Source organism: Enterobacter cloacae complex sp. P27C, assembly GCF_014895705.1.
In the GTDB taxonomy this organism is placed as follows: Bacteria; Pseudomonadota; Gammaproteobacteria; order Enterobacterales; family Enterobacteriaceae; genus Enterobacter; species Enterobacter bugandensis.
In genome coordinates this window covers 407267-428176 of the sequence record NZ_JADBQB010000005.1, presented here as the reverse complement: position 1 = coordinate 428176, position 20910 = coordinate 407267, and the positions used below count along the sequence as shown (strand labels likewise).

Below are 20910 nucleotides of genomic sequence, written 5' to 3'. Positions count from 1 at the left end.
CATGAAACCATTAATTCAGGTCCAGGCCGTGAGCCAGCGTTTTTCCACCGCCAGCGGCGAGTTTCTGGCGCTGCAGAACGTCTCTTTTGATATCCACGAGGGCGAAACCGTGAGTCTTATCGGCCACTCCGGCTGCGGCAAGTCGACGCTGCTTAACCTTATCGCCGGGATCGCACTGCCGACGGAAGGCGGGCTGATTTGCGACAACCGCGAAATCGCCGGGCCGGGGCCCGAGCGCGCGGTGGTGTTCCAGAACCATTCGCTGCTGCCGTGGCTGACCTGCTTCGACAACGTGGCGCTGGCAGTGGATCAGGTGTTCCGTCACACCATGAGCAAGGCCGAGCGCAAAGAGTGGATCGAGCACAACCTCGACCGCGTGCAGATGGGCCACGCGTTGCACAAGCGTCCGGGGGAGATCTCCGGCGGCATGAAGCAGCGCGTCGGGATTGCCCGCGCGCTGGCGATGAAGCCGAAAGTGCTGCTGATGGATGAGCCGTTCGGCGCGCTGGATGCGCTGACGCGCGCCCATCTGCAGGACTCGGTGATGCAGATCCAGCAGGCGCTGAACACCACCATCGTGCTCATTACCCACGACGTGGACGAGGCGGTGCTGCTCTCCGATCGCGTGCTGATGATGACCAACGGCCCGGCGGCCACCGTCGGGGAGATCCTGCGCGTTGACCTGCCGCGCCCGCGCAACCGGGTGCAGCTGGCGGAAGACAGCCGCTATCACCACATGCGCCAGCAGATCCTCCATTTCCTCTACGAAAAACAGCCGAAAGCGGCGTAACGAGGGGGCGTTGATGCGACTGGTCATTATCGGGAATGGCATGGCGGCAACCCGGCTGATTGCTTCGCTCACCGGGCGAGCTTCCGGTCGGTTCGCTATCACCGTCATCGGTGACGAGCCGGAGCATGCCTATAACCGCATCCAGCTTTCGCCGGTGCTGGGAGGGGAAAAAACGGCTGCGGGCATCTGCCTTCAGGATGACCAATGGTACCAGGAGCGCGGCGTGACGGTGCTGCGGGGCGAAAAGGCACTCGCCGTGAACGTGGACGCACGGGAAGTGCAAACCACCGCCCGCACGCTGGGCTGGGATGCGCTGGTCTTTGCCACCGGGTCAACGCCGTTTGTGCCGCCGATTCCTGGGGGCGATGCGCCGCACGTCTTCACGTTCCGTACCCTGGAGGATACCCGCGCCATTCAGGCGATAGCCGGTCCGGCGGTGGTGCTGGGGGGCGGCGTGCTCGGCGTAGAGACGGCGGCAGCGCTGGCTCGTTCAGGTGACAACGTCACGCTCGTTCATCGCGGCCCGTGGCTGATGGAGCAGCAGCTGGACCAGCAGGCGGGCGTACTGCTTGAAGAGGCGCTGGCGGCGCGGGGCGTGCGCTCTGAACTCGCCTCCGGCATCGCGGCGATTAACGGGAATAGCGTGACGTTGCTCAACGGACGCCGCGTCGCCGCCGCGCGCGTGGTGCTGGCGACCGGCGTGCAGCCCAACGTCGCGCTTGCGCAGGCCAGCGGTGTTCGCTGCGCGCGCGGCATCGTGTTGGATAGCCAGATGCGGACCTCCGCACCGGACGTCTACGCCATTGGCGAGTGCTGCGAAATTGACGGCCAGACCTTTGGCCTGGTCGCCCCCTGTATGACGCAGGCGGATATTCTCGCCGCGCGGCTGGCGGGCGACACAGCCGCGCCGTTTGCCCTCACCGACAATGGCGTGCGCCTCAAGGTGACGGGCGTGGAGCTGTTCAGCCTCGGGCGCGCGGCGGCGCAGGCGGGCGATGTGGTCTGGAGCTCCTGGGATCCGCTAACCCGTCACTATCGTCGGTTACTGATCCATCAGGGTGCGCTGGCTGGCGTGCTGCTGATGGGCGACTGCCGCAGCGCGGCAACATTTACCGATTTACTGGCAACGGCTGCGCCCGCACGCGCGGACTGGCTGTTCGATCGTTTCACTACGCAACCGCAGGTTGCAGGACAGAACGCTATGACAAAACCTACTCTGGTGGTGGTTGGACACGGTATGGTCGGCCATCATTTTCTCGAAGACTGCGTTAACCGCAATCTGCATAAGCAGTATCAGATCGTTGTCTTTGGTGAGGAGCGCTATGCCGCCTATGACCGCGTGCATCTGTCGGAATACTTTGGCGGCCGAAGCGCGGCGTCGCTCTCGCTGGTGGAGGGGGAGTTCTTTTCCGATAACGGCATTGAGCTGCGCCTCTCGCAGCAGATCGTCGCTATCGATCGCGACGCGCGCGTGGTGCGTACCCCCAGCGGGCATGAGACCCACTGGGACAAGCTGGTGCTGGCGACCGGCTCATACCCGTTCGTACCGCCGGTACCGGGCAACGATCTGCCGGGCTGCTTTGTCTACCGCACCCTTGACGACCTGGACAACATAGCGGCCCACGCGGCGGGCTCGCGTCGTGGCGTGGTGATTGGCGGCGGCCTGCTCGGGCTGGAGGCGGCGAATGCCCTCAAGCAACTCGGGCTGGAAACGCACGTGGTGGAGTTTGCGCCCAATCTGATGGCGGTGCAGCTTGATAATGACGGCGCGGCGATGCTGCGCAGGAAAATCGAGGCGCTGGGCGTTGGCGTTCACACCAGTAAAGCCACCACGGAAATTGCTGCGACGGACGACGGGCTGGTGCTGCGCTTCGCCGACGGTGAACAGCTGGAAACGGACATGGTGGTCTTCTCTGCCGGTATTCGTCCTCAGGACGCGCTGGCGCGCAGCAGCGGGCTGGCTATTGGCGAGCGCGGCGGGATCTGCATTGATGACGCCTGCCGGACCTCCGATTCGAATGTGCTTGCCATCGGTGAATGCGCCCTGTGGGAGGGGAAAATCTTTGGCCTGGTGGCGCCCGGCTACCAGATGGCGCGCGTGGCCGCCGCCGTGCTCGCGGGCGAAGATAAAACCTTCACCGGGGCAGATATGAGCACTAAGCTCAAGCTGCTCGGCGTGGACGTGGCGTCGTTTGGCGATGCTCACGGGCGCACGCCGGGGGCGCTAAGCTACCAGTGGACGCACGGCCCGCAGCAAATCTACAAGAAAATCGTGGTCAGCCACGACGGCCAAACGCTGCTCGGCGGCGTGCTGGTGGGCGATGCCAGCGAATACGCTACGCTGGTGCAGATGATGCTTAACGACATCAGCCTGCCGAAAGAGCCGGAAACGCTGATACTACCCGCGTTGTCAGGCAGCGCGCCAAAAGCGCTGGGCGTGGCGGCGCTGCCGGAAAGCGCGCAGATCTGTTCGTGTCATAACGTCAGCAAAGGCGATATCTGCCGGGCGGTGAGCGCGGGCGCAGCGGATATCGGCGCCGTTAAGCAGTGCACCAAAGCGGCGACCGGCTGCGGGGGCTGCAGCGCGCTGGTGAAGCAGGTGATGGAGTTCCAGCTTGCCGAGCAGGGCGTGGAGGTGAAAAAGGACATCTGCGAACACTTCCCGTACTCGCGCCAGGAGATTTACCATCTGGTGCGCGTCAACCATATCCGCATCTTTGAGCAGCTCATCAGCCGCTACGGTCAGGGGCACGGGTGCGAAATATGTAAGCCGCTGGTGGGGTCCGTGCTGGCCTCCTGCTGGAACGAATACCTGCTGAAGCCGGCGCATCTGCCATTGCAGGACACCAACGATCGCTACTTCGCCAATATTCAGAAGGACGGGACGTATTCCATCGTGCCGCGCATGCCCGCAGGAGAAGTGACCGCCGACGGGCTGATCGCCATCGGCCAGATTGCGAAACGCTACGGCATGTACAGCAAAATCACCGGCGGGCAGCGTATCGACCTGTTTGGCGCCACCCTGGAACAGCTGCCGGAGATCTGGCAGGCGCTGGTGGAGGCCGGGTTTGAAACCGGGCACGCTTACGGGAAATCCCTGCGCACGGTGAAATCCTGCGTCGGGTCGACCTGGTGCCGCTACGGCGTGCAGGATTCCACTGGTCTCGCGGTCAGACTGGAGCACCGCTACAAGGGCCTGCGCGCCCCGCATAAAATCAAAATGGCCGTTTCCGGCTGCACCCGCGAGTGTGCGGAGGCGCAGAGCAAGGACGTGGGGGTGATTGCCACGGACAAAGGCTGGAACCTCTATCTGTGCGGCAACGGCGGGATGAAGCCTCGCCATGCAGATCTCTTCGCCAGCGATCTGGATGACGAAACGCTGATCCGCACCGTAGACCGTTTCCTGATGTTCTACATCCGCACGGCGGATCGCCTGCAGCGCACCAGCACCTGGATGGACAACCTGGAGGGCGGCCTCGACTATCTGCGTGAGGTGATCCTCAACGACAGTCTCGGCATCGCCCACGAGCTGGAGCAGGAGATGGCCCGGGTAGTCGAGACGTACCAGTGCGAATGGCAAACCACGCTCAACGATCCTGACCGCCTGGCGCTGTTCCGCACCGCGGTGAACGTCGCGCCGTCGGACGAAAGCAAGCGCTGGCAGGAAATCTGCGGCATTGACGATATCCCGGAGCAGGCGGGCATTGGCGCGCGTCTTGGCCGTAAACCGATCGCGCTGTTCCGCTTTGGCACGTCCGTTTATGCCCTGGACGACCTGGAGCCGGGCAGCAGTGCGAACGTGCTGTCACGCGGCATCCTCGGCGATGCGGCGGGCGAACCGATGGTTATTTCTCCGCTCTACAAGCAGCGCATTCGCCTGCGCGACGGCTGTCAGGTGGAGAACGGCGAACCCGCAGTGCGCGCCTGGCCGGTCAAAATTGAAAATGGCAAGGTGTGGGTCGGCAACGAAGAGCTGGTGATGCGCGCGGAGGCCTCATGACGGAAACCAGGACAACGTGCCCCTACTGCGGGGTCGGCTGCGGCGTGATCGCCAGCGTGGAGGATGGAGCGGTCAGCGTTCGGGGGGATGACACCCACCCTGCAAACTTTGGCCGCCTGTGCGTGAAAGGATCGGCCCTGGGGGAGACAACGGGCTTGCAGGGGCGATTGCTGTACCCCGTTGTCGATGGACTTGAGGTGGACTGGTCCCAGGCGCTGAACGCGGCGGGCGAGCGACTGCGGGAGATCATCGACACATGGGGGCCACGGGCGGTGGCGTTTTACGCCTCCGGCCAGCTGTTAACCGAGGACTACTATGCCGCCAACAAGCTGATGAAAGGGTTTATCGGCGCGGCGAACATCGATACCAACTCCCGGCTCTGCATGTCCTCGGCGGTGGTGGGCTACAGGCGCGCCTTTGGCGAAGACGTGGTGCCGTGCAGCTACGAGGATGTGGAAAACAGCGATCTGGTGGTGCTGGCCGGCTCGAACGCGGCCTGGACGCATCCGGTGCTCTATCAGCGCCTGGTGCAGGCAAAGCACAACAACCCGCAGATGAAGGTGGTGGTGATTGACCCGCGTAAAACCGCTACCTGCGATATTGCCGACCTGCATCTGGCGCTTAAACCCGGCAGCGACGCCGGGCTGTTTGTGGGGTTGCTCAATCTGATCCAGGGCACCGATGAGTGGCCGATTGCCCGCGTGGCGGCGTTTTGCGAACTTCCGGCAGAGGACATTGGTACCTTTTACGACTGGTTTGTTACCGTGCCTCGCGCCATTACGCTCTACACCATGGGGATCAACCAGTCCTCCAGCGGCAGCGACAAGTGCAGCGCCATCATTAACGTTCACCTTGCCAGCGGGAAGTTCAACCGTCCGGGCTGCGGCCCGTTTTCGCTGACCGGACAGCCAAACGCCATGGGCGGCCGGGAAGTGGGCGGGCTGGCGAACCAGCTGGCGGCGCATATGAGCTTCGAGCCGGACGATCTTTCGCGGGTGGCGCGTTTCTGGGGAACGGAACGGCTGGCGCAGACGCCGGGGCTGATGGCGGTGGAACTGTTTGACGCCATCGCCCGCGGCGAGGTGAAGGCGGTGTGGATCATGGGCACCAATCCTGCCGTATCGCTGCCGGACAGCCACGCGGTGTGTCAGGCGCTGGCGGCCTGTCCGCTGGTGATTGTCTCTGAGGTGATGAAAGATACCGACACCAGCCGGTTCGCCCATATCCGTTTTCCGGCGCTGGGCTGGGGGGAGAAGGACGGCACGGTGACCAATTCCGAGCGGCGTATTTCGCGCCAGCGCGCGTTTCTGCCCGCGCCGGGTGAGGCGAAGCCGGACTGGTGGATCGTGGCTCAGATTGCAAAACGGCTGGGCTACGGCGAGGCCTTTGCCTGGCAACATCCGCAGGAGATTTTTTGCGAACATGCGGCGCTCACGGCGTTTGAAAATGACGGCGCGCGGGCGTTGAACCTTCAGGAACTGGCGGGGTTAACCCGTGAAGCGTGGGAGACGCTTGAGCCGTACCAGTGGCCGACGGGGAATTTACCGCGCCGAAACGTAGTGCCTGTCGATCCGCTGCCGCACGGCGCGACGGCTACCGCGCTATACCCGGCGATCCTCAACACTGGCCGTATCCGCGACCAGTGGCACACCATGACCCGTACGGGATACGTGCCCCGGCTGATGCAGCATATCGCGGAGCCGTTTGTTGAGGTCTGCGCCGCAGACGCCATTCGGTTTTCACTGTGCGACGGCCAGCTGGCGCGGATCGGCTCGCCGCGCGGCGTGATGGTGGCCAGAGTACGAATCAACGACGGAATACGGGAAGGCGAAGCGTTTGCTCCTATGCACTGGAACGCTGAGTTTGCCCGCCAGGGAAAGGTTAACGCGCTGGTGGAAGGGCGCATCGATCCGGCTTCCGGGCAGCCGGAGAGTAAGCAAACCGCCGTCAGAATCATGCCCTGGCAGCCCGCCTGGCAGGGGGAGCTCTATGCCCGGGAATGGCCGGAAATCCCCTCTTCGGTTCACTGGTGGCGTAAAGCCTCGCGAATGACGATAGCGGGTGATAAGCCGCTGCTGTCGTGGGTCATGGACTATGCCAGCGGCCGGGGCTGGCAGCTGCAGATTGCGCAAACCGGGGAACGCAGCAGCGTACTGGCCTGGCATAACGGCCATCTGATGCTGGGTTTCTGGGAAGGCACCGCCTTGCCCGATCTGGCGCACCCGGTGATAGAAGCCGCTTTTCAGTCGCCACCCTCGACGCCCGCTGAGCGCCATGCGCTGCTGAACGGGCAGGGCGTGGGGAAGGTTACAGATCCGGGGCGCATCATCTGCAGCTGTTTCAGCGTTGGAGAAAACGCGATACGGGAGGCGATTGCCGGAGGCTGCGGTTCCGTTACCGCGCTGGGGGCGACGCTACGGTGCGGCACGAACTGCGGTTCGTGCGTGCCTGAGCTCAAAACAATGTTTCAGGAAATTCCGGAAAATTCCCCGTAAAGCTGCAAAGAGGGAGAAATCACGTTAAGGTACCTGGTGTTCTTACGTAAGCACCGGGTAATTCTTACGACATTGATGACTGTTTCTCCCCCTTTCCGAACGCTGGTTTTACTCTCCCTTGTTAGTGCCGGAGCCGTTCACGGTGCGCCGAATTCCTTTATCCAGCATGCACAAAATCCCTTTGATAATAACGGGGATAATCTCCCCGATCTCGGTATGGCAGCCCCCACCAGGGAGGGGGAAAAGCATCTCGCCGAAATGGCGAAAGCCTTTGGTGAAGCCAGTATGACTGACAACGGCCTGACTACGGGCGAGCAGGCGCGGCAGTTTGCCTTTGGTCAGGTGCGTGACGCGGTGAGCGGCGAGGTGAACCAGCAGATTGAATCCTGGCTGTCGCCCTGGGGGAATGCCAGCGTCAATTTGCTGGTGGATAATGACGGGAAATTCAACGGCAGCAGCGGGAGCTGGTTTATCCCCTGGAACGATAACAACCGTTACCTGAGCTGGAGCCAGCTCGGCCTGACGCAGCAGACGGATGGCCTGGTCAGTAACGCCGGAATCGGCCAGCGCTGGGTGGCCGGAAAATGGCTGCTGGGCTACAACACTTTTTACGACAATCTGCTGGATGAGAACCTGCAGCGTGCCGGGCTGGGTGCGGAGGTGTGGGGAGAAAATCTGCGCCTGTCGGCTAACTACTATCAGCCTTTTGCCGGCTGGCGCGACAGCTCTGACGTTCAGGAGCAGCGCATGGCGCGGGGATATGACGTGACCGCCAAAGCCTGGCTGCCGTGGTTTCATCACCTGAACACCAGCGTCAGCTTTGAGCAATATTTTGGCGACAACGTTGACCTCTTCAACAGCGGAACCGGGTATCACAACCCGGTGGCGGTCAATCTCGGGCTTAACTATACCCCCGTGCCGCTGGTGACGCTGACCGCCGGGCATAAGCAGGGCGAAAGCGGAGAGAGCCAGAATAACCTCGGGCTGAAGCTCAACTATCGCTTCGGCGTGCCGCTGGTTAAGCAGCTCTCCGCCGGAGAGGTCGCGGCCACGCGATCCCTGCGCGGAAGCCGCTATGACTCGCCGGAGCGTAACAGCCTGCCGGTGATGGAGTTCCGCCAGCGAAAAACGCTCTCCGTCTGGCTGGCAACCCCGCCGTGGGATCTCAAAGGGGGCGAAACCGTCATGCTGAAGCTGCAGGTTCGCAGCACTCACGGTATTCGTCAGATCCACTGGCAGGGTGATACCCAGGCTTTGAGCCTGACGTCCCCGGGGAAAAGTGACAGCACCGACGGCTGGAGCGTGATCATGCCTGCCTGGAATGACGCTGAAGGGGCGACAAACCGCTGGCATCTCTCGGCGGTGGTGGAAGATGCGAAGGGCCAGCGCGTCTCGTCCAATGAGATCACGCTCGCTGTGGTGCAGCCGCTGGTCTCATTACCTGACGACGACCCGCGCTGGAAGCTGCTGCCGGATGAGTAATGCTTAAAAAATACGTTCCTGATGGACCCACACCGCGGCTTCAACGCGGGATTTTAGCTTCATTTTCTTGAGCATATGCTTCACGTGCACTTTAACCGTGCTTTCGGTGATATCCAGGCGGCGGGCGATCATTTTGTTCGGCAGGCCCTGGGCAATCAGCTTCAGAATATCGCGTTCGCGCGGCGTTAACTGGCTGACGTCGCGGTCAGAGGTGGCGCGGTTCGCCCGCAGGCTGGCGGCCAGCACCGGCGTCAGGGCCTCGCTCAGCACCATCTCGCCTGCGGCGGCCTGCTGCAGCGCCTTGAGCAGGTCTTCCGGCTCCATATCCTTCAGCAGATAGCCATCCGCGCCGCGCTTCAGCGCCGTGACCACATCCTCTTCGTGGTTGGAGACGCTAAAGACCACCACGCGACCGGAAAGGGATTTCTCGCGTAACTTGTCGAGGGTTTCCAGACCGTTCATGCCGGGCATGTTGAGATCGAGCAGGATCAGATCCGGATCGAGGGATTCGGCCAGCTCAATACCCTGTTCACCGTTGCTGGCTTCGCCAACCACGGTAATGTCGGGTGCCATGCTGACCAGCTGTTTTACGCCAGTACGCAGCATCGGATGGTCGTCGATCAACAGGATGGATGCCGGTTCCTGATTAGTCATGGGTTTCTCCTTGAGCAGTTGTAAGCGGTTTTTCGGGAATAAAGGTGACCACAACTTCCGTGCCACCCGTCTCTCTCCGTCGAACCTGGCAATCACCGCGCAGGCTTTGGGCGCGGTCTCGCATAATGATTAAACCATAGTGGTTAGTGCGTTCGGCATTTTCCGGCACGCCGCGACCGTTGTCGTGAACCCTCAGCCTGACCTGGTTAGCGTGCTGGCTGACGGTAACCGTAACCGCCGTCGCTTCAGCGTGTTTGAGCACGTTGCTCAGCGCTTCGCGGGCGATCTGCAGCAGATGAATCGCCTGATGGGAAGGGACAAACCGCGGTGGCAGCTGGTAATCCAGCTTCACCGGGAAGCCAAGCCGGGCGCTAAATTCCTGGCAGCTGGATTCCAGCGCCGGGCGCAGCCCCGGCTCGGTCAGCTGCAGGCGGAAGGTGGTCAGCAGCTCGCGCAGCTGTACCCAGGAGGTGTTCAGCTCGTTGCGGATCTGGCTCAGCAGCTGTTTGTTGCTTTCCGGCATTTCCGCGTCCTGCATCTGCAGGCAGCTCACCTGCATTTTCATACAGGAGAGCGACTGGGCGATAGAGTCGTGGAGCTCGCGGGCGATGGTCGCGCGCTCTTCCATGACGATCAACTGCTGCTGTTTTTCCTGGTGCCTGTCGAGCGCCAGCGTGGCCGTTAACTGTTCAACCAGGGTGTCCACCAGCTGCTGCTGGTCGTGGCTCAGATGACGTCCGGCTGGCAGGGTGGCCAGCAGAATACCGTACTGGGTGTGGCTGTCCGTCAGCCGCCACTTCAGGGTAGTGCCGCCAGAAGCCTGCAGCGGCAGGCCGCGCGGGCACAGGTGACAGCCTTTATCATCGCAGGACATGTCGGACTGACAGGTAAACTCCTGATGATTATCTTCATCTTCCACATCGTAAACCCGCAGCTCCAGGTCATGCAGCAGGGTCAGATTTTGCAGGCCGTTCAGCACCGGCGAAAGGCGTTCACATAGCGGCACCTGCATGTGCAGCCGACGGTTGGCTTGCCACAGGAAGGAGAGGATCTCATTTTTCTGCTCCAGCCCGGCGGTTTTTTCCTGCACGCGTTGTTCCAGCACCGCGTAGCTTTCGGAGAGCTCCGACGACATGGTGTTCAGCGCCTGGCCGAGCATGGCCATCTCGTTGCGGCCGCTGATGTGCGTGCGCTGGGTAAAATCTCTGTTCGTTACGGCGCGCGCCATCGCCAGCAGCTGTTTCCAGGGATTCAGCAGCCGCGCCCGGAGCCAGATAATGGTGAAGATCAGCAGCAGGCCCATAAACAGCGCCATGGCACGGTGTACCATTACCACCCGGTCGATGCGTAATTCGGTGGTTTGGTCGAAAGAGGAGACCAGCGCGTCAATGCGGGAGACGAAACCCGCTACGTCCTGCGCAACGGTTTCGGTGCTGCGCGCCTGTTTCAGACCGGGTTCCAGCTGGGTGTGCCAGTAGCCCTGCAGGGCTTTAAGCTGGGACTGCTGGCCGGCGCGGATGGCGGCGTTTTCCAGTTCGGGGCTGAAGGCCGTGCGCTCCATTTCATCAATTAAGGGCCGATCGTCCTGCGTCAGGGGGACCGACGCCAGCAGACGATAACTCTGCATGCGTAGAGAACCTGCCTCGTTGATGGCATGTGCATTACCCTGTACCCCTTGTACCAGCCAGCCGGAAATCGCCATGCCGGCCACGCCCAGGGCGGTAGACAGCAAAACAATCAGGGCTAGCTGATTGACGAGAGTCAGCGGTGATAAACATCTTTTTAACATAGAGTTGCCGGGCTCCTGACGTGGCCTGCTTGCAGGAATGGCGCTATTCTGGTGCATACCCTGGAGTATACCCATACCAATAAAGGATTACCCCTAAATTGCCAACGGAGTATAGGTGAAGAAGCGGTGGTAGCAAGGAACCTTCAGTGCAGTGAAAAACCACGTCTTTTTTACCGAATTATCCTACTCACTAAGGATAACCCCTTTTTTTGCGCCGCAAATCCCCGCACTTTTCCTTTGATTTATATCAACTTACCGCCGCCCTAAAACCCTAATGTTTGCAGCATCATTCGAGAATCAGAGGTGTCTATGAGTCACTCATCCGCTCCCGAAAGGGAAAATGGTGCCGTTATTACAGACTGGCGTCCAGAGGATCCGGCGTTCTGGCAACAGCGCGGCCATCGTGTAGCAAGCCGGAATCTGTGGATTTCCGTTCCGTGTCTGCTTTTAGCGTTTTGCGTATGGATGTTGTTTAGCGCGGTCGCGGTAAACCTGCCGAAAGTAGGGTTTACGTTCACGACCGATCAGCTGTTTATGCTTACCGCATTGCCGTCGCTGTCTGGCGCGCTGCTGCGTGTCCCTTACGCGTTTATGGTCCCGGTATTCGGTGGACGTCGCTGGACGGCGTTCAGTACGGGCATCATGATCGTCCCTTGCGTGTGGCTAGGTTTCGCGGTGCAGGATACCTCCACGCCGTTCAGCGTGTTCGTGATTATCTCCCTGCTGTGCGGTTTCGCCGGCGCTAACTTCGCCTCCAGCATGGCGAACATCAGCTTCTTCTTCCCGAAAGCGAAGCAGGGCGGCGCGCTGGGTATTAACGGCGGTCTGGGCAACATGGGCGTAAGCGTGATGCAGTTGATTGCGCCGCTGGCGATCTCTGTTTCTATTTTTGCCGCCTTCGGTGGCGGCGGCGTTGAGCAGGCGGATGGTTCTTCCCTCTACCTGCAGAACGCGGCCTGGATTTGGGTTCCGTTCCTGGTGGTGTTCACCCTCGCTGCGTGGTTCTTTATGAACGATCTGAGCGCGTCGAAAGCATCCCTGAGCGAGCAGCTTCCAGTGCTGAAGCGTGGACACCTCTGGGTGATGGCGCTGCTGTATCTGGCTACCTTCGGTTCGTTTATCGGCTTCTCAGCGGGCTTTGCCATGCTGTCGAAAACCCAGTTCCCGGACGTGCAGATCCTGCAATTCGCCTTCTTCGGTCCGTTCATTGGCGCACTGGCGCGTTCGCTGGGCGGCATGATCTCCGACCGTCTGGGCGGGACTCGCGTTACGCTGGTGAACTTTATTGTGATGGCAGTCTTCTGCGCGCTGCTGTTCCTGACGCTGCCTTCTGACGGGCAGGGCGGTAACTTCTTTGCCTTCTTCGGCGTGTTTATGGTGCTATTCCTGACGGCCGGGTTGGGGAGTGCGTCTACCTTCCAGATGATCTCCGTGATCTTCCGCAAGCTGACGATGGATCGCGTGAAAGCGCAGGGCGGAAGCGAAGAGCAGGCCATGCGTGAAGCGGCGACGGATACGGCTGCGGCCCTGGGCTTTATCTCGGCTATTGGCGCAATTGGCGGCTTCTTTATTCCGAAAGCGTTCGGCATCTCGCTTGACCTGACCGGCTCTCCGGCTGGCGCCATGAAAGTCTTCCTCGTCTTCTATATCGCCTGCGTCGTGATTACGTGGCTGGTATATGGCCGTAATACCAAGAAAAATAAGTAAGTGTGATTATCCGTTAACGCGGCCTTCGTGCCGCGTTTTTTTTCGACTGAATAATAGTTACAACATACTGCAAGCTTTTGCAGCAGTCATCTGCGGGTAACACTGTGATCGCCATCGCTTTGCAGGGATGTCTACCCCTTAATACCTGAGATGTTAAATTTTGCCGGGGTTATTGTACGATGAATAATAAATATCTTTATAAATCATTTATTTATTCGTTTTAAAAATATACCGCTTTGGTGGTATTTGGTCTAACCCCTCCTTTTACAGTCCCTCTTCGTCTTGATCGTTATCAATTCTCCCCCTCTTTCAGGGCGTTACCTTCGCTGCAAATCAGCAATGTCGATTTAGAGAGCCACAGGCTCCATACAGGAGATACCCGATGAGCAAATTTTTGGACCGGTTTCGCTACTTCAAACAGAAGGGTGAAACTTTTGCCGATGGGCACGGCCAGGTTCTGGATACCAACCGGGACTGGGAAGACGGTTACCGCCAGCGCTGGCAGCATGACAAAGTCGTCCGGTCTACCCACGGCGTAAACTGCACTGGCTCATGTAGCTGGAAGATTTTCGTTAAAAACGGTCTGGTGACCTGGGAAATGCAGCAGACCGACTATCCGCGCACCCGTCCGGATATGCCGAACCATGAACCGCGCGGCTGCCCGCGCGGGGCCAGCTACTCCTGGTATCTCTACAGCGCCAACCGTCTGAAATACCCGCTGATGCGCAAACGCCTGATGAAAATGTGGCGTGAAGCGAAAGTGCAGCACAGCGACCCGGTTGATGCGTGGGCCTCTATCATTGAAGATGCCGACAAAGCGAAAAGCTTCAAGCAGGCGCGCGGTCGCGGTGGTTTCGTTCGTTCTTCCTGGAAAGAGGTGAACGAGTTGATTGCCGCCTCTAACGTCTATACCGTAAAAACCTACGGTCCTGACCGCGTGGCGGGCTTCTCGCCAATCCCGGCGATGTCAATGGTCTCTTACGCTTCCGGTGCGCGCTACCTGTCGCTTATCGGCGGGACCTGCCTGAGCTTCTACGACTGGTACTGTGACCTGCCGCCAGCGTCACCGCAGACCTGGGGTGAGCAGACCGACGTACCGGAATCCGCCGACTGGTACAACTCCAGCTACATTATCGCCTGGGGCTCTAACGTTCCGCAGACCCGTACCCCGGACGCGCACTTCTTTACCGAAGTCCGCTACAAAGGGACCAAAACCGTTGCGGTCACCCCGGACTACGCGGAAATCGCCAAGCTGTGCGACCTGTGGCTGGCACCGAAACAGGGTACCGATGCCGCGATGGCGATGGCGATGGGCCACGTCATGCTGCGCGAATTCCACCTGGATAAACCAAGCCAGTACTTTACCGACTACGTTCGCCGCTACACCGACATGCCGATGCTGGTGATGCTGGAAGAGCGTGAGGGCTACTATGCCGCGGGCCGCACGCTGCGCGCCGCCGATCTGGTGGATGCGCTGGGCCAGGAAAACAACCCTGAGTGGAAAACCGTTGCCTATAACAGCAACGGCGAGCTGGTGGCGCCAAACGGCTCTATCGGCTTCCGCTGGGGCGAGAAGGGCAAGTGGAACCTTGAGCAGCGTAACGGCACCACCGGTGAAGAGACGGAGCTGCGCCTCAGCATGTTGGGCAGCCAGGACGAGATCGCCGAGGTTGGCTTCCCGTACTTTGGTGGTGAAGGTTCCGAGCACTTCAACAAGGTCGAACTAAAAAACGTGCTGATGCACAAGCTGCCGGTTAAGCGCCTGCAGCTGGCCGACGGTTCTACCGCGCTGGTCACCACCGTCTATGACCTGACCATGGCGAACTACGGCCTGGAGCGCGGTCTGAACGACGAAAACTGCGCAACCAGCTATGACGACGTGAAGGCCTACACCCCGGCCTGGGCGGAGCAGATCACCGGCGTACCGCGCGCGCAGATCGTTCGTATCGCCCGCGAGTTTGCGGAAAACGCCGACAAGACCCACGGTCGCTCGATGATCATCGTGGGTGCCGGTCTGAACCATTGGTATCACCTCGATATGAACTATCGCGGCCTGATCAACATGCTGATCTTCTGCGGCTGCGTCGGGCAGAGCGGCGGCGGCTGGGCGCACTACGTGGGCCAGGAAAAACTGCGTCCGCAGACCGGCTGGCAGCCGCTGGCGTTTGCCCTTGACTGGCAGCGTCCGGCACGTCACATGAACAGCACCTCCTACTTCTATAACCACTCCAGCCAGTGGCGCTACGAGACGGTTACTGCGCAGGAACTGCTGTCGCCGATGGCGGATAAATCCCGCTACAGCGGCCACCTGATTGATTTCAACGTGCGCGCTGAACGCATGGGCTGGCTGCCGTCTGCGCCGCAGCTGGGCACTAACCCGCTGCGCATTGCACAAGAGGCGAAGAAAGCGGGCATGTCGCCGGTGGATTACACCGTGAAATCGCTCAAGGAAGGCTCAATTCGTTTCGCGGCAGAACAGCCTGAGAACGGCAAAAACCATCCACGCAACCTGTTCATCTGGCGCTCCAACCTGCTGGGCTCGTCCGGTAAAGGCCACGAGTACATGCTGAAATACCTGCTGGGCACCGAGAACGGTATTCAGGGTAAAGACCTCGGCAAGCAGGGCGGCGTGAAGCCAGAAGAAGTGGAATGGAAAGACAGCGGTCTGGACGGCAAGCTGGATCTGGTGGTGACGCTGGACTTCCGTCTGTCCAGCACCTGCCTGTACTCCGATATCGTGCTGCCAACCGCCACCTGGTACGAAAAAGACGACATGAATACCTCGGACATGCATCCGTTTATTCATCCGCTGTCTGCCGCCGTTGACCCGGCGTGGGAATCGAAAAGCGACTGGGATATCTACAAAGACATCGCGAAGAAATTCTCCGAAGTCTGCGTAGGTCACCTGGGCAAAGAGACCGACGTGGTGACGCTGCCAATCCAGCACGACTCCGCTGCCGAACTGGCGCAGCCGCTTGACGTGAAGGACTGGAAAAAAGGCGAATGCGACCTGATCCCGGGCGTGACCGCGCCGCACATCATTCCGGTTGAACGTGATTACCCGGCAACCTACGAGCGCTTTACCTCCATCGGCCCGCTGATGGAGAAAATCGGTAACGGCGGCAAAGGCATCGCCTGGAACACCCAGAGCGAAATGGACCTGCTGCGCAAGCTCAATTACACCAAAGCGGACGGCCCGGCCAAAGGCCAGCCAATGCTCAACACGGCAATTGATGCGGCGGAGATGATCCTGACTCTGGCACCGGAAACCAACGGCCACGTGGCGGTGAAAGCGTGGGCGGCCCTGAGTGAATTTACCGGTCGCGACCACACGCATCTGGCGAAGAATAAAGAGGAAGAGAAAATCCGCTTCCGCGATATCCAGGCCCAGCCGCGCAAGATTATCTCCAGCCCGACCTGGTCTGGTCTGGAAGATGAGCATGTGTCCTATAACGCTGGTTATACCAACGTTCACGAGCTGATCCCATGGCGCACGCTTTCTGGTCGTCAGTCACTGTATCAGGACCACCAGTGGATGCGCGACTTCGGTGAAAGCCTGCTGGTGTACCGTCCGCCAATCGACACCCGCTCCGTGAAAGCGGTGATGGGCGCGAAATCGAACGGTAACCCTGAGAAGGCGCTGAACTTCCTGACGCCGCACCAGAAGTGGGGTATCCACTCCACCTACAGCGACAACCTGCTGATGCTGACCCTGTCGCGCGGTGGTCCGATTGTCTGGATGAGCGAAGCGGACGCCAAAGATCTGGGTATCGAAGATAACGACTGGATTGAAGTGTTCAACAGCAACGGCGCCCTGACGGCGCGTGCGGTGGTGAGCCAGCGCGTGCCGGCCGGGATGACCATGATGTACCACGCGCAGGAACGTATCGTGAACCTGCCGGGTTCAGAGATCACCGAGCAGCGCGGCGGTATTCACAACTCCGTGACCCGTATTACGCCGAAGCCGACCCACATGATCGGTGGCTATGCGCAGCTGGCCTACGGCTTTAACTACTACGGCACCGTAGGATCGAACCGCGATGAGTTCGTGGTGGTACGTAAGATGAAGAATATTAACTGGTTAGACGGCGAAGGTAATGACCAGGTACAGGAGAGCGTAAAATGAAAATTCGTTCACAAGTCGGCATGGTGCTGAATCTGGATAAGTGCATCGGCTGCCACACCTGTTCAGTGACCTGTAAAAACGTCTGGACCAGCCGCGAAGGTATGGAGTACGCCTGGTTCAACAACGTGGAAAGTAAGCCGGGCACCGGCTTCCCGACCGACTGGGAAAACCAGGAGAAGTGGAAGGGCGGCTGGATCCGCAAAATCAACGGCAAGCTGCAGCCGCGCATGGGTAACCGCGCAATGCTGCTGGGTAAAATCTTCGCTAACCCGCACCTGCCGGGGATTGAGGATTATTACGAGCCGTTTGATTACGACTACCAGAACCTGCACAACGCGCCGGAAAGCAAACACCAGCCGATCGCCCGCCCTCGCTCGCTGATCACTGGTCAGCGCATGGACAAAATTACCAGCGGTCCAAACTGGGAAGAAATTCTGGGCGGCGAGTTCGAAAAGCGCGCCAAAGACCAGAACTTCGAGAACATGCAGAAGGCGATGTACGGCCAGTTCGAAAACACCTTCATGATGTATCTGCCGCGCCTGTGCGAACACTGCCTGAACCCGGCGTGCGTCGCGACCTGCCCGAGCGGTGCCATCTACAAGCGTGAAGAAGACGGCATCGTACTGATCGACCAGGACAAGTGCCGCGGCTGGCGCATGTGCATCACCGGCTGCCCGTACAAAAAAATCTACTTCAACTGGAAGAGCGGTAAGTCTGAGAAGTGCATCTTCTGCTATCCGCGTATCGAAGCCGGTATGCCGACCGTCTGCTCCGAGAGCTGCGTAGGTCGTATTCGTTACCTCGGCGTGCTGTTGTACGACGCGGACGCGATTGAGAATGCCGCAAGCACCGAGAATGAGAAAGATCTCTATCAGCGTCAACTGGACGTATTCCTCGATCCGAACGATCCGAAGGTGATTGAGCAGGCCCTGAAAGACGGCATTCCGCAGAGCGTCATCGACGCCGCACAGCAGTCGCCGGTGTACAAAATGGCGATGGACTGGAAGCTGGCTCTGCCGCTGCACCCGGAATATCGCACCCTGCCGATGGTCTGGTACGTGCCGCCGCTGTCTCCGATTCAGTCTGCGGCTGACGCGGGCGAGCTGGGCAGCAACGGCATTCTGCCTGACGTGGAAAGCCTGCGTATCCCGGTTCAGTACCTGGCCAACCTGCTGACCGCCGGAGATACCCAGCCGGTGCTGTTGGCGCTGAAACGTATGCTGGCAATGCGTCACTTCAAACGTGCGGAAACCGTTGACGGCGTGAACGATACCCGCGCGCTGGAAGAGGTCGGCCTGACCGAAGCGCAGGCGCAGGAGATGTACCGCTACCTGGCGATTGCTAACTACGAAGACCGTTTCGTGGTGCCAAGCAGCCACCGCGAGCTGGCTCGCGAGGCCTTCCCGGAGAAAAGCGGGTGTGGCTTTACCTTTGGCGACGGTTGCCACGGGTCAGACAGTAAATTCAACCTGTTCAACAGCCGCCGCATCGACGCGATGGATGTGACCAGCAAAACGGAGCCGCACCAATGATCGAACTCGTCATTGTTTCGCGCCTGCTCGAGTACCCTGACGCTGCGCTTGCGCAGCATCAACAGGAACTCTTTGATGCACTCGCGTCATCTGAAAACCTGGATAAAGAGGATGCGCAGAAGCTGGGCGTTTTCCTCCGCGACCTGCTGGCGCGCGATCTTCTCGACGCGCAGGCGGACTACAGCCAGCTGTTTGACCGCGGGCGCGCGACGTCGCTGCTGCTGTTTGAACACGTTCACGGGGAATCCCGCGACCGCGGTCAGGCGATGGTGGACCTGATGGCCCAGTACGAGCAGCACGGCCTGCAGCTTGACAGCCGCGAGTTGCCGGACCACCTGCCGCTGTACCTGGAGTATCTGGCGCAGCTGCCGAAAGAAGAGGCGCTGGGCGGTCTGCAGGATATCGCCCCGATTCTTGCGCTGCTCGGCGCGCGTCTACAGCAGCGCGAGAGCCGCTATGCGGTGCTGTTCGATCTGCTGGTGAAGCTGGCGAACGCCTCTGTAGACAGTGAAAAAGTGGCGGAGAAAATCGCGGATGAAGCCCGGGACGATACCCCGCAAGCGCTGGATGCGGTCTGGGAAGAAGAGCAGGTGAAATTCTTTGCTGACCAGAACTGCGGCGAGTCTGAAATCTCCGCTCACCAGCGTCGTTTTGCCGGCGCGGTTGCCCCGCAATATTTGAATATCTCTAACGGAGGACGGCACTAATGCACTTCCTGAATATGTTCTTCTTTGACATTTACCCGTATATCGCGGGCACCGTGTTCCTGGTGGGAAGCTGGCTGCGCTATGACTACGGCCAGTACACCTGGCGTGCTGCCTCCAGCCAGATGCTGGACCGCAAAGGGATGCACGTCGCGTCTAACCTGTTCCACATCGGTATTTTGGGGATTTTTGCCGGTCACTTCCTTGGGATGCTGACGCCGCACTGGATGTACGAAGCATGGCTGCCGATTGAAGTGAAGCAGAAGATGGCGATGATCGCCGGTGGTGCCTGCGGTGTGATGACCCTGGTGGGTGGCCTGCTGCTGCTGAAACGGCGTCTGTTCAGCCCGCGCGTGCGTGCAACCACCACTGCAGCGGACATCCTGATCCTCTCCCTGCTGATGGTGCAGTGCGCGCTGGGTCTGCTGACTATTCCATTCTCTGCGCAGCATATGGACGGCAGTGAAATGATGAAGCTGGTGGGGTGGGCGCAGTCCGTCGTGACCTTCCACGGCGGAGCGTCTGAGCACCTGGACGGCGTGGCGTTTATCTTCCGCGTTCACCTTGTGCTGGGGATGACGCTGTTTGTGCTGTTCCCGTTCTCCCGACTGGTGCATATCTGGAGCGCGCCGGTGGAGTACCTGACGCGCAAATACCAGATTGTGCGTGCCCGTCGCTAATTCAGCGTCTTGATACCAACCCCGCATTCGCGGGGTTTTTTTTCGCCCCAGCCCAGGTTGTTGCCCGCTGCAGCAAACAGGATCAACGCGCCGCCCGCCAGCTGCGTCAGGTTCAGCGAGTGCCCGAACACCAGGTTATCGACAACGATCGCCACCACCGGATAGATAAACGACAGTGAGCCGGTAATGGGGGTAGGTAGCTTCTGAATCGCACTGTAGAGCAGCTGGTACATAATGCCGGTATGGACGATGCCGAGCGTCAGTAGGATCGGCCAGGGAAAATCACCGGAAAATGACGGCCAGCTGGCAAACGGCAGAAGCATCACGACGCCCGTCAGCACCTGAATAAAGGCAATATGCTGCGGTGCGATAGTTTTCAGTTTGCGCGCAATGATTGCCGTCAGCGCGTAGAAGAAGGCCGCGGCCATTGCCAGACCGATACCCGCCAGCCATTCAGTGTCGTGGGTACCGGTCAGCTCGCTGGAGAGCAGTATCACCACGCCGCCGAAGGCGATGAACAGCCAGCCCCATTTCACCACGCTGACGCGCTCGCCTAAAAACATCCCCATCAGGACCAGCATAAACGGCTGAGTGTTATAGACCACGGTCGAAAGACCAATAGAGATCCGCTCATAGGCTGCGAAGAGCAGTAGCCAGTTCACCACTAATGCCACACCGCCGAGAATCGCCAGCAGCAGCGTGGTGCGGGTGAGGAGGCTAAAGGGCTTTTGACTTACCCGGATAAAAATGAAAAGCGCTATTGCACCAATAAGGCAGCGCCAGAACACCACTTCCGTCACCGGCAGACCGCTGAGCAAAACAAACGCGCCAATAGAGCCGGAAATTAACATCGCCAGACTCATCTGCCAGACGCCTTTATGTAAATCACGCATTATTCACCTCCTGATTAATAATGCTATTGTCGGAAATCGCTGTTGGGTTTTACAGGGG

Annotated in this window: 12 protein-coding genes; 9 read left to right on the top strand and 3 right to left on the bottom strand. The window is 59.9% G+C overall.

What is annotated here, in order from left to right:
* The first annotated feature begins 1 nt into the window (after position 1).
* The 4 genes from IM291_RS13135 to IM291_RS13120 all read left to right on the top strand — a co-directional run bounded on the left by IM291_RS13135 (position 2) and on the right by IM291_RS13120 (position 8767).
* A complete protein-coding gene (locus tag IM291_RS13135; RefSeq protein ID WP_028013451.1) occupies positions 2 to 790 on the top strand; it encodes an ABC transporter ATP-binding protein in 789 nt (262 codons plus the stop codon).
* Between the two features lie 13 nt (positions 791 to 803).
* A complete protein-coding gene (gene nirB, locus IM291_RS13130; RefSeq protein ID WP_192987057.1) occupies positions 804 to 4790 on the top strand; it encodes a nitrite reductase large subunit NirB in 3987 nt (1328 codons plus the stop codon).
* Complete coding sequence (locus IM291_RS13125) at positions 4787 to 7285, top strand: nitrate reductase (protein ID WP_192987055.1); 2499 nt, start codon at positions 4787 to 4789, stop codon at positions 7283 to 7285. The genes nirB and IM291_RS13125 overlap by 4 nt, the downstream gene beginning before the upstream one ends.
* A 75-nt stretch (positions 7286 to 7360) precedes the next feature.
* Positions 7361 to 8767 (top strand): YchO/YchP family invasin, encoded by a 1407-nt coding sequence (locus IM291_RS13120; RefSeq protein WP_192987053.1) that lies wholly within the window; start codon positions 7361 to 7363, stop codon positions 8765 to 8767.
* A gap of 3 nt (positions 8768 to 8770) precedes the next feature.
* Here the strand turns inward: IM291_RS13120 and narL are convergent, their stop codons facing one another.
* Both narL and narX read right to left on the bottom strand, forming a co-directional pair.
* Positions 8771 to 9421: a two-component system response regulator NarL gene (gene narL, locus IM291_RS13115; RefSeq protein WP_003856701.1), complete on the bottom strand. Its 651-nt coding sequence runs from the start codon at positions 9419 to 9421 to the stop codon at positions 8771 to 8773.
* A complete protein-coding gene (narX, locus tag IM291_RS13110; RefSeq protein ID WP_192987052.1) occupies positions 9414 to 11210 on the bottom strand; it encodes a nitrate/nitrite two-component system sensor histidine kinase NarX in 1797 nt (598 codons plus the stop codon). The genes narL and narX overlap by 8 nt, the downstream gene beginning before the upstream one ends.
* Positions 11211 to 11519: 309 nt before the next feature.
* Here narX and IM291_RS13105 point away from each other — a divergent pair, with 309 nt between their 5' ends.
* The 5 genes from IM291_RS13105 to narI all read left to right on the top strand — a co-directional run bounded on the left by IM291_RS13105 (position 11520) and on the right by narI (position 19959).
* Positions 11520 to 12917 carry a NarK family nitrate/nitrite MFS transporter gene (locus tag IM291_RS13105; RefSeq protein WP_047364940.1) on the top strand — a complete coding sequence of 466 codons (1398 nt, stop codon included), beginning with the start codon at positions 11520 to 11522 and terminating at the stop codon, positions 12915 to 12917.
* 382 nt (positions 12918 to 13299) lie between these two features.
* Entirely contained in the window at positions 13300 to 17043 is a 3744-nt protein-coding gene (locus tag IM291_RS13100; RefSeq protein WP_192987050.1) for a nitrate reductase subunit alpha, read from the top strand.
* Positions 17040 to 18575, top strand: a complete 1536-nt coding sequence (gene narH / locus IM291_RS13095; protein ID WP_028013444.1) for a nitrate reductase subunit beta — start codon at positions 17040 to 17042, stop codon at positions 18573 to 18575. The genes IM291_RS13100 and narH overlap by 4 nt, the downstream gene beginning before the upstream one ends.
* Positions 18572 to 19282, top strand: coding sequence for a nitrate reductase molybdenum cofactor assembly chaperone (gene narJ / locus IM291_RS13090; protein WP_045261096.1), 711 nt, complete (start codon positions 18572 to 18574; stop codon positions 19280 to 19282). The genes narH and narJ overlap by 4 nt, the downstream gene beginning before the upstream one ends.
* Positions 19282 to 19959 (top strand): respiratory nitrate reductase subunit gamma, encoded by a 678-nt coding sequence (narI, locus tag IM291_RS13085; protein ID WP_021240339.1) that lies wholly within the window; start codon positions 19282 to 19284, stop codon positions 19957 to 19959. The genes narJ and narI overlap by 1 nt, the downstream gene beginning before the upstream one ends.
* Here narI and IM291_RS13080 read toward each other — a convergent pair.
* Positions 19956 to 20852: a DMT family transporter gene (locus IM291_RS13080; RefSeq protein ID WP_192987049.1), complete on the bottom strand. Its 897-nt coding sequence runs from the start codon at positions 20850 to 20852 to the stop codon at positions 19956 to 19958. The genes narI and IM291_RS13080 overlap by 4 nt on opposite strands.
* Positions 20853 to 20910: the final 58 nt, after the last annotated feature.

Bases quoted from the DNA above. Each gene is read 5' to 3' on its own strand.
- IM291_RS13135 (WP_028013451.1), top strand. From the start codon at position 2: ATGAAACCATTAATTCAGGTCCAGGCCGTGAGCCAGCGTTTTTCCACC.
- nirB (WP_192987057.1), top strand. From the start codon at position 804: ATGCGACTGGTCATTATCGGGAATGGCATGGCGGCAACCCGGCTGATT.
- IM291_RS13125 (WP_192987055.1), top strand. From the start codon at position 4,787: ATGACGGAAACCAGGACAACGTGCCCCTACTGCGGGGTCGGCTGCGGC.
- IM291_RS13120 (WP_192987053.1), top strand. From the start codon at position 7,361: ATGACTGTTTCTCCCCCTTTCCGAACGCTGGTTTTACTCTCCCTTGTT.
- narL (WP_003856701.1), bottom strand. From the start codon at position 9,421: ATGACTAATCAGGAACCGGCATCCATCCTGTTGATCGACGACCATCCG.
- narX (WP_192987052.1), bottom strand. From the start codon at position 11,210: ATGTTAAAAAGATGTTTATCACCGCTGACTCTCGTCAATCAGCTAGCC.
- IM291_RS13105 (WP_047364940.1), top strand. From the start codon at position 11,520: ATGAGTCACTCATCCGCTCCCGAAAGGGAAAATGGTGCCGTTATTACA.
- IM291_RS13100 (WP_192987050.1), top strand. From the start codon at position 13,300: ATGAGCAAATTTTTGGACCGGTTTCGCTACTTCAAACAGAAGGGTGAA.
- narH (WP_028013444.1), top strand. From the start codon at position 17,040: ATGAAAATTCGTTCACAAGTCGGCATGGTGCTGAATCTGGATAAGTGC.
- narJ (WP_045261096.1), top strand. From the start codon at position 18,572: ATGATCGAACTCGTCATTGTTTCGCGCCTGCTCGAGTACCCTGACGCT.
- narI (WP_021240339.1), top strand. From the start codon at position 19,282: ATGCACTTCCTGAATATGTTCTTCTTTGACATTTACCCGTATATCGCG.
- IM291_RS13080 (WP_192987049.1), bottom strand. From the start codon at position 20,852: ATGCGTGATTTACATAAAGGCGTCTGGCAGATGAGTCTGGCGATGTTA.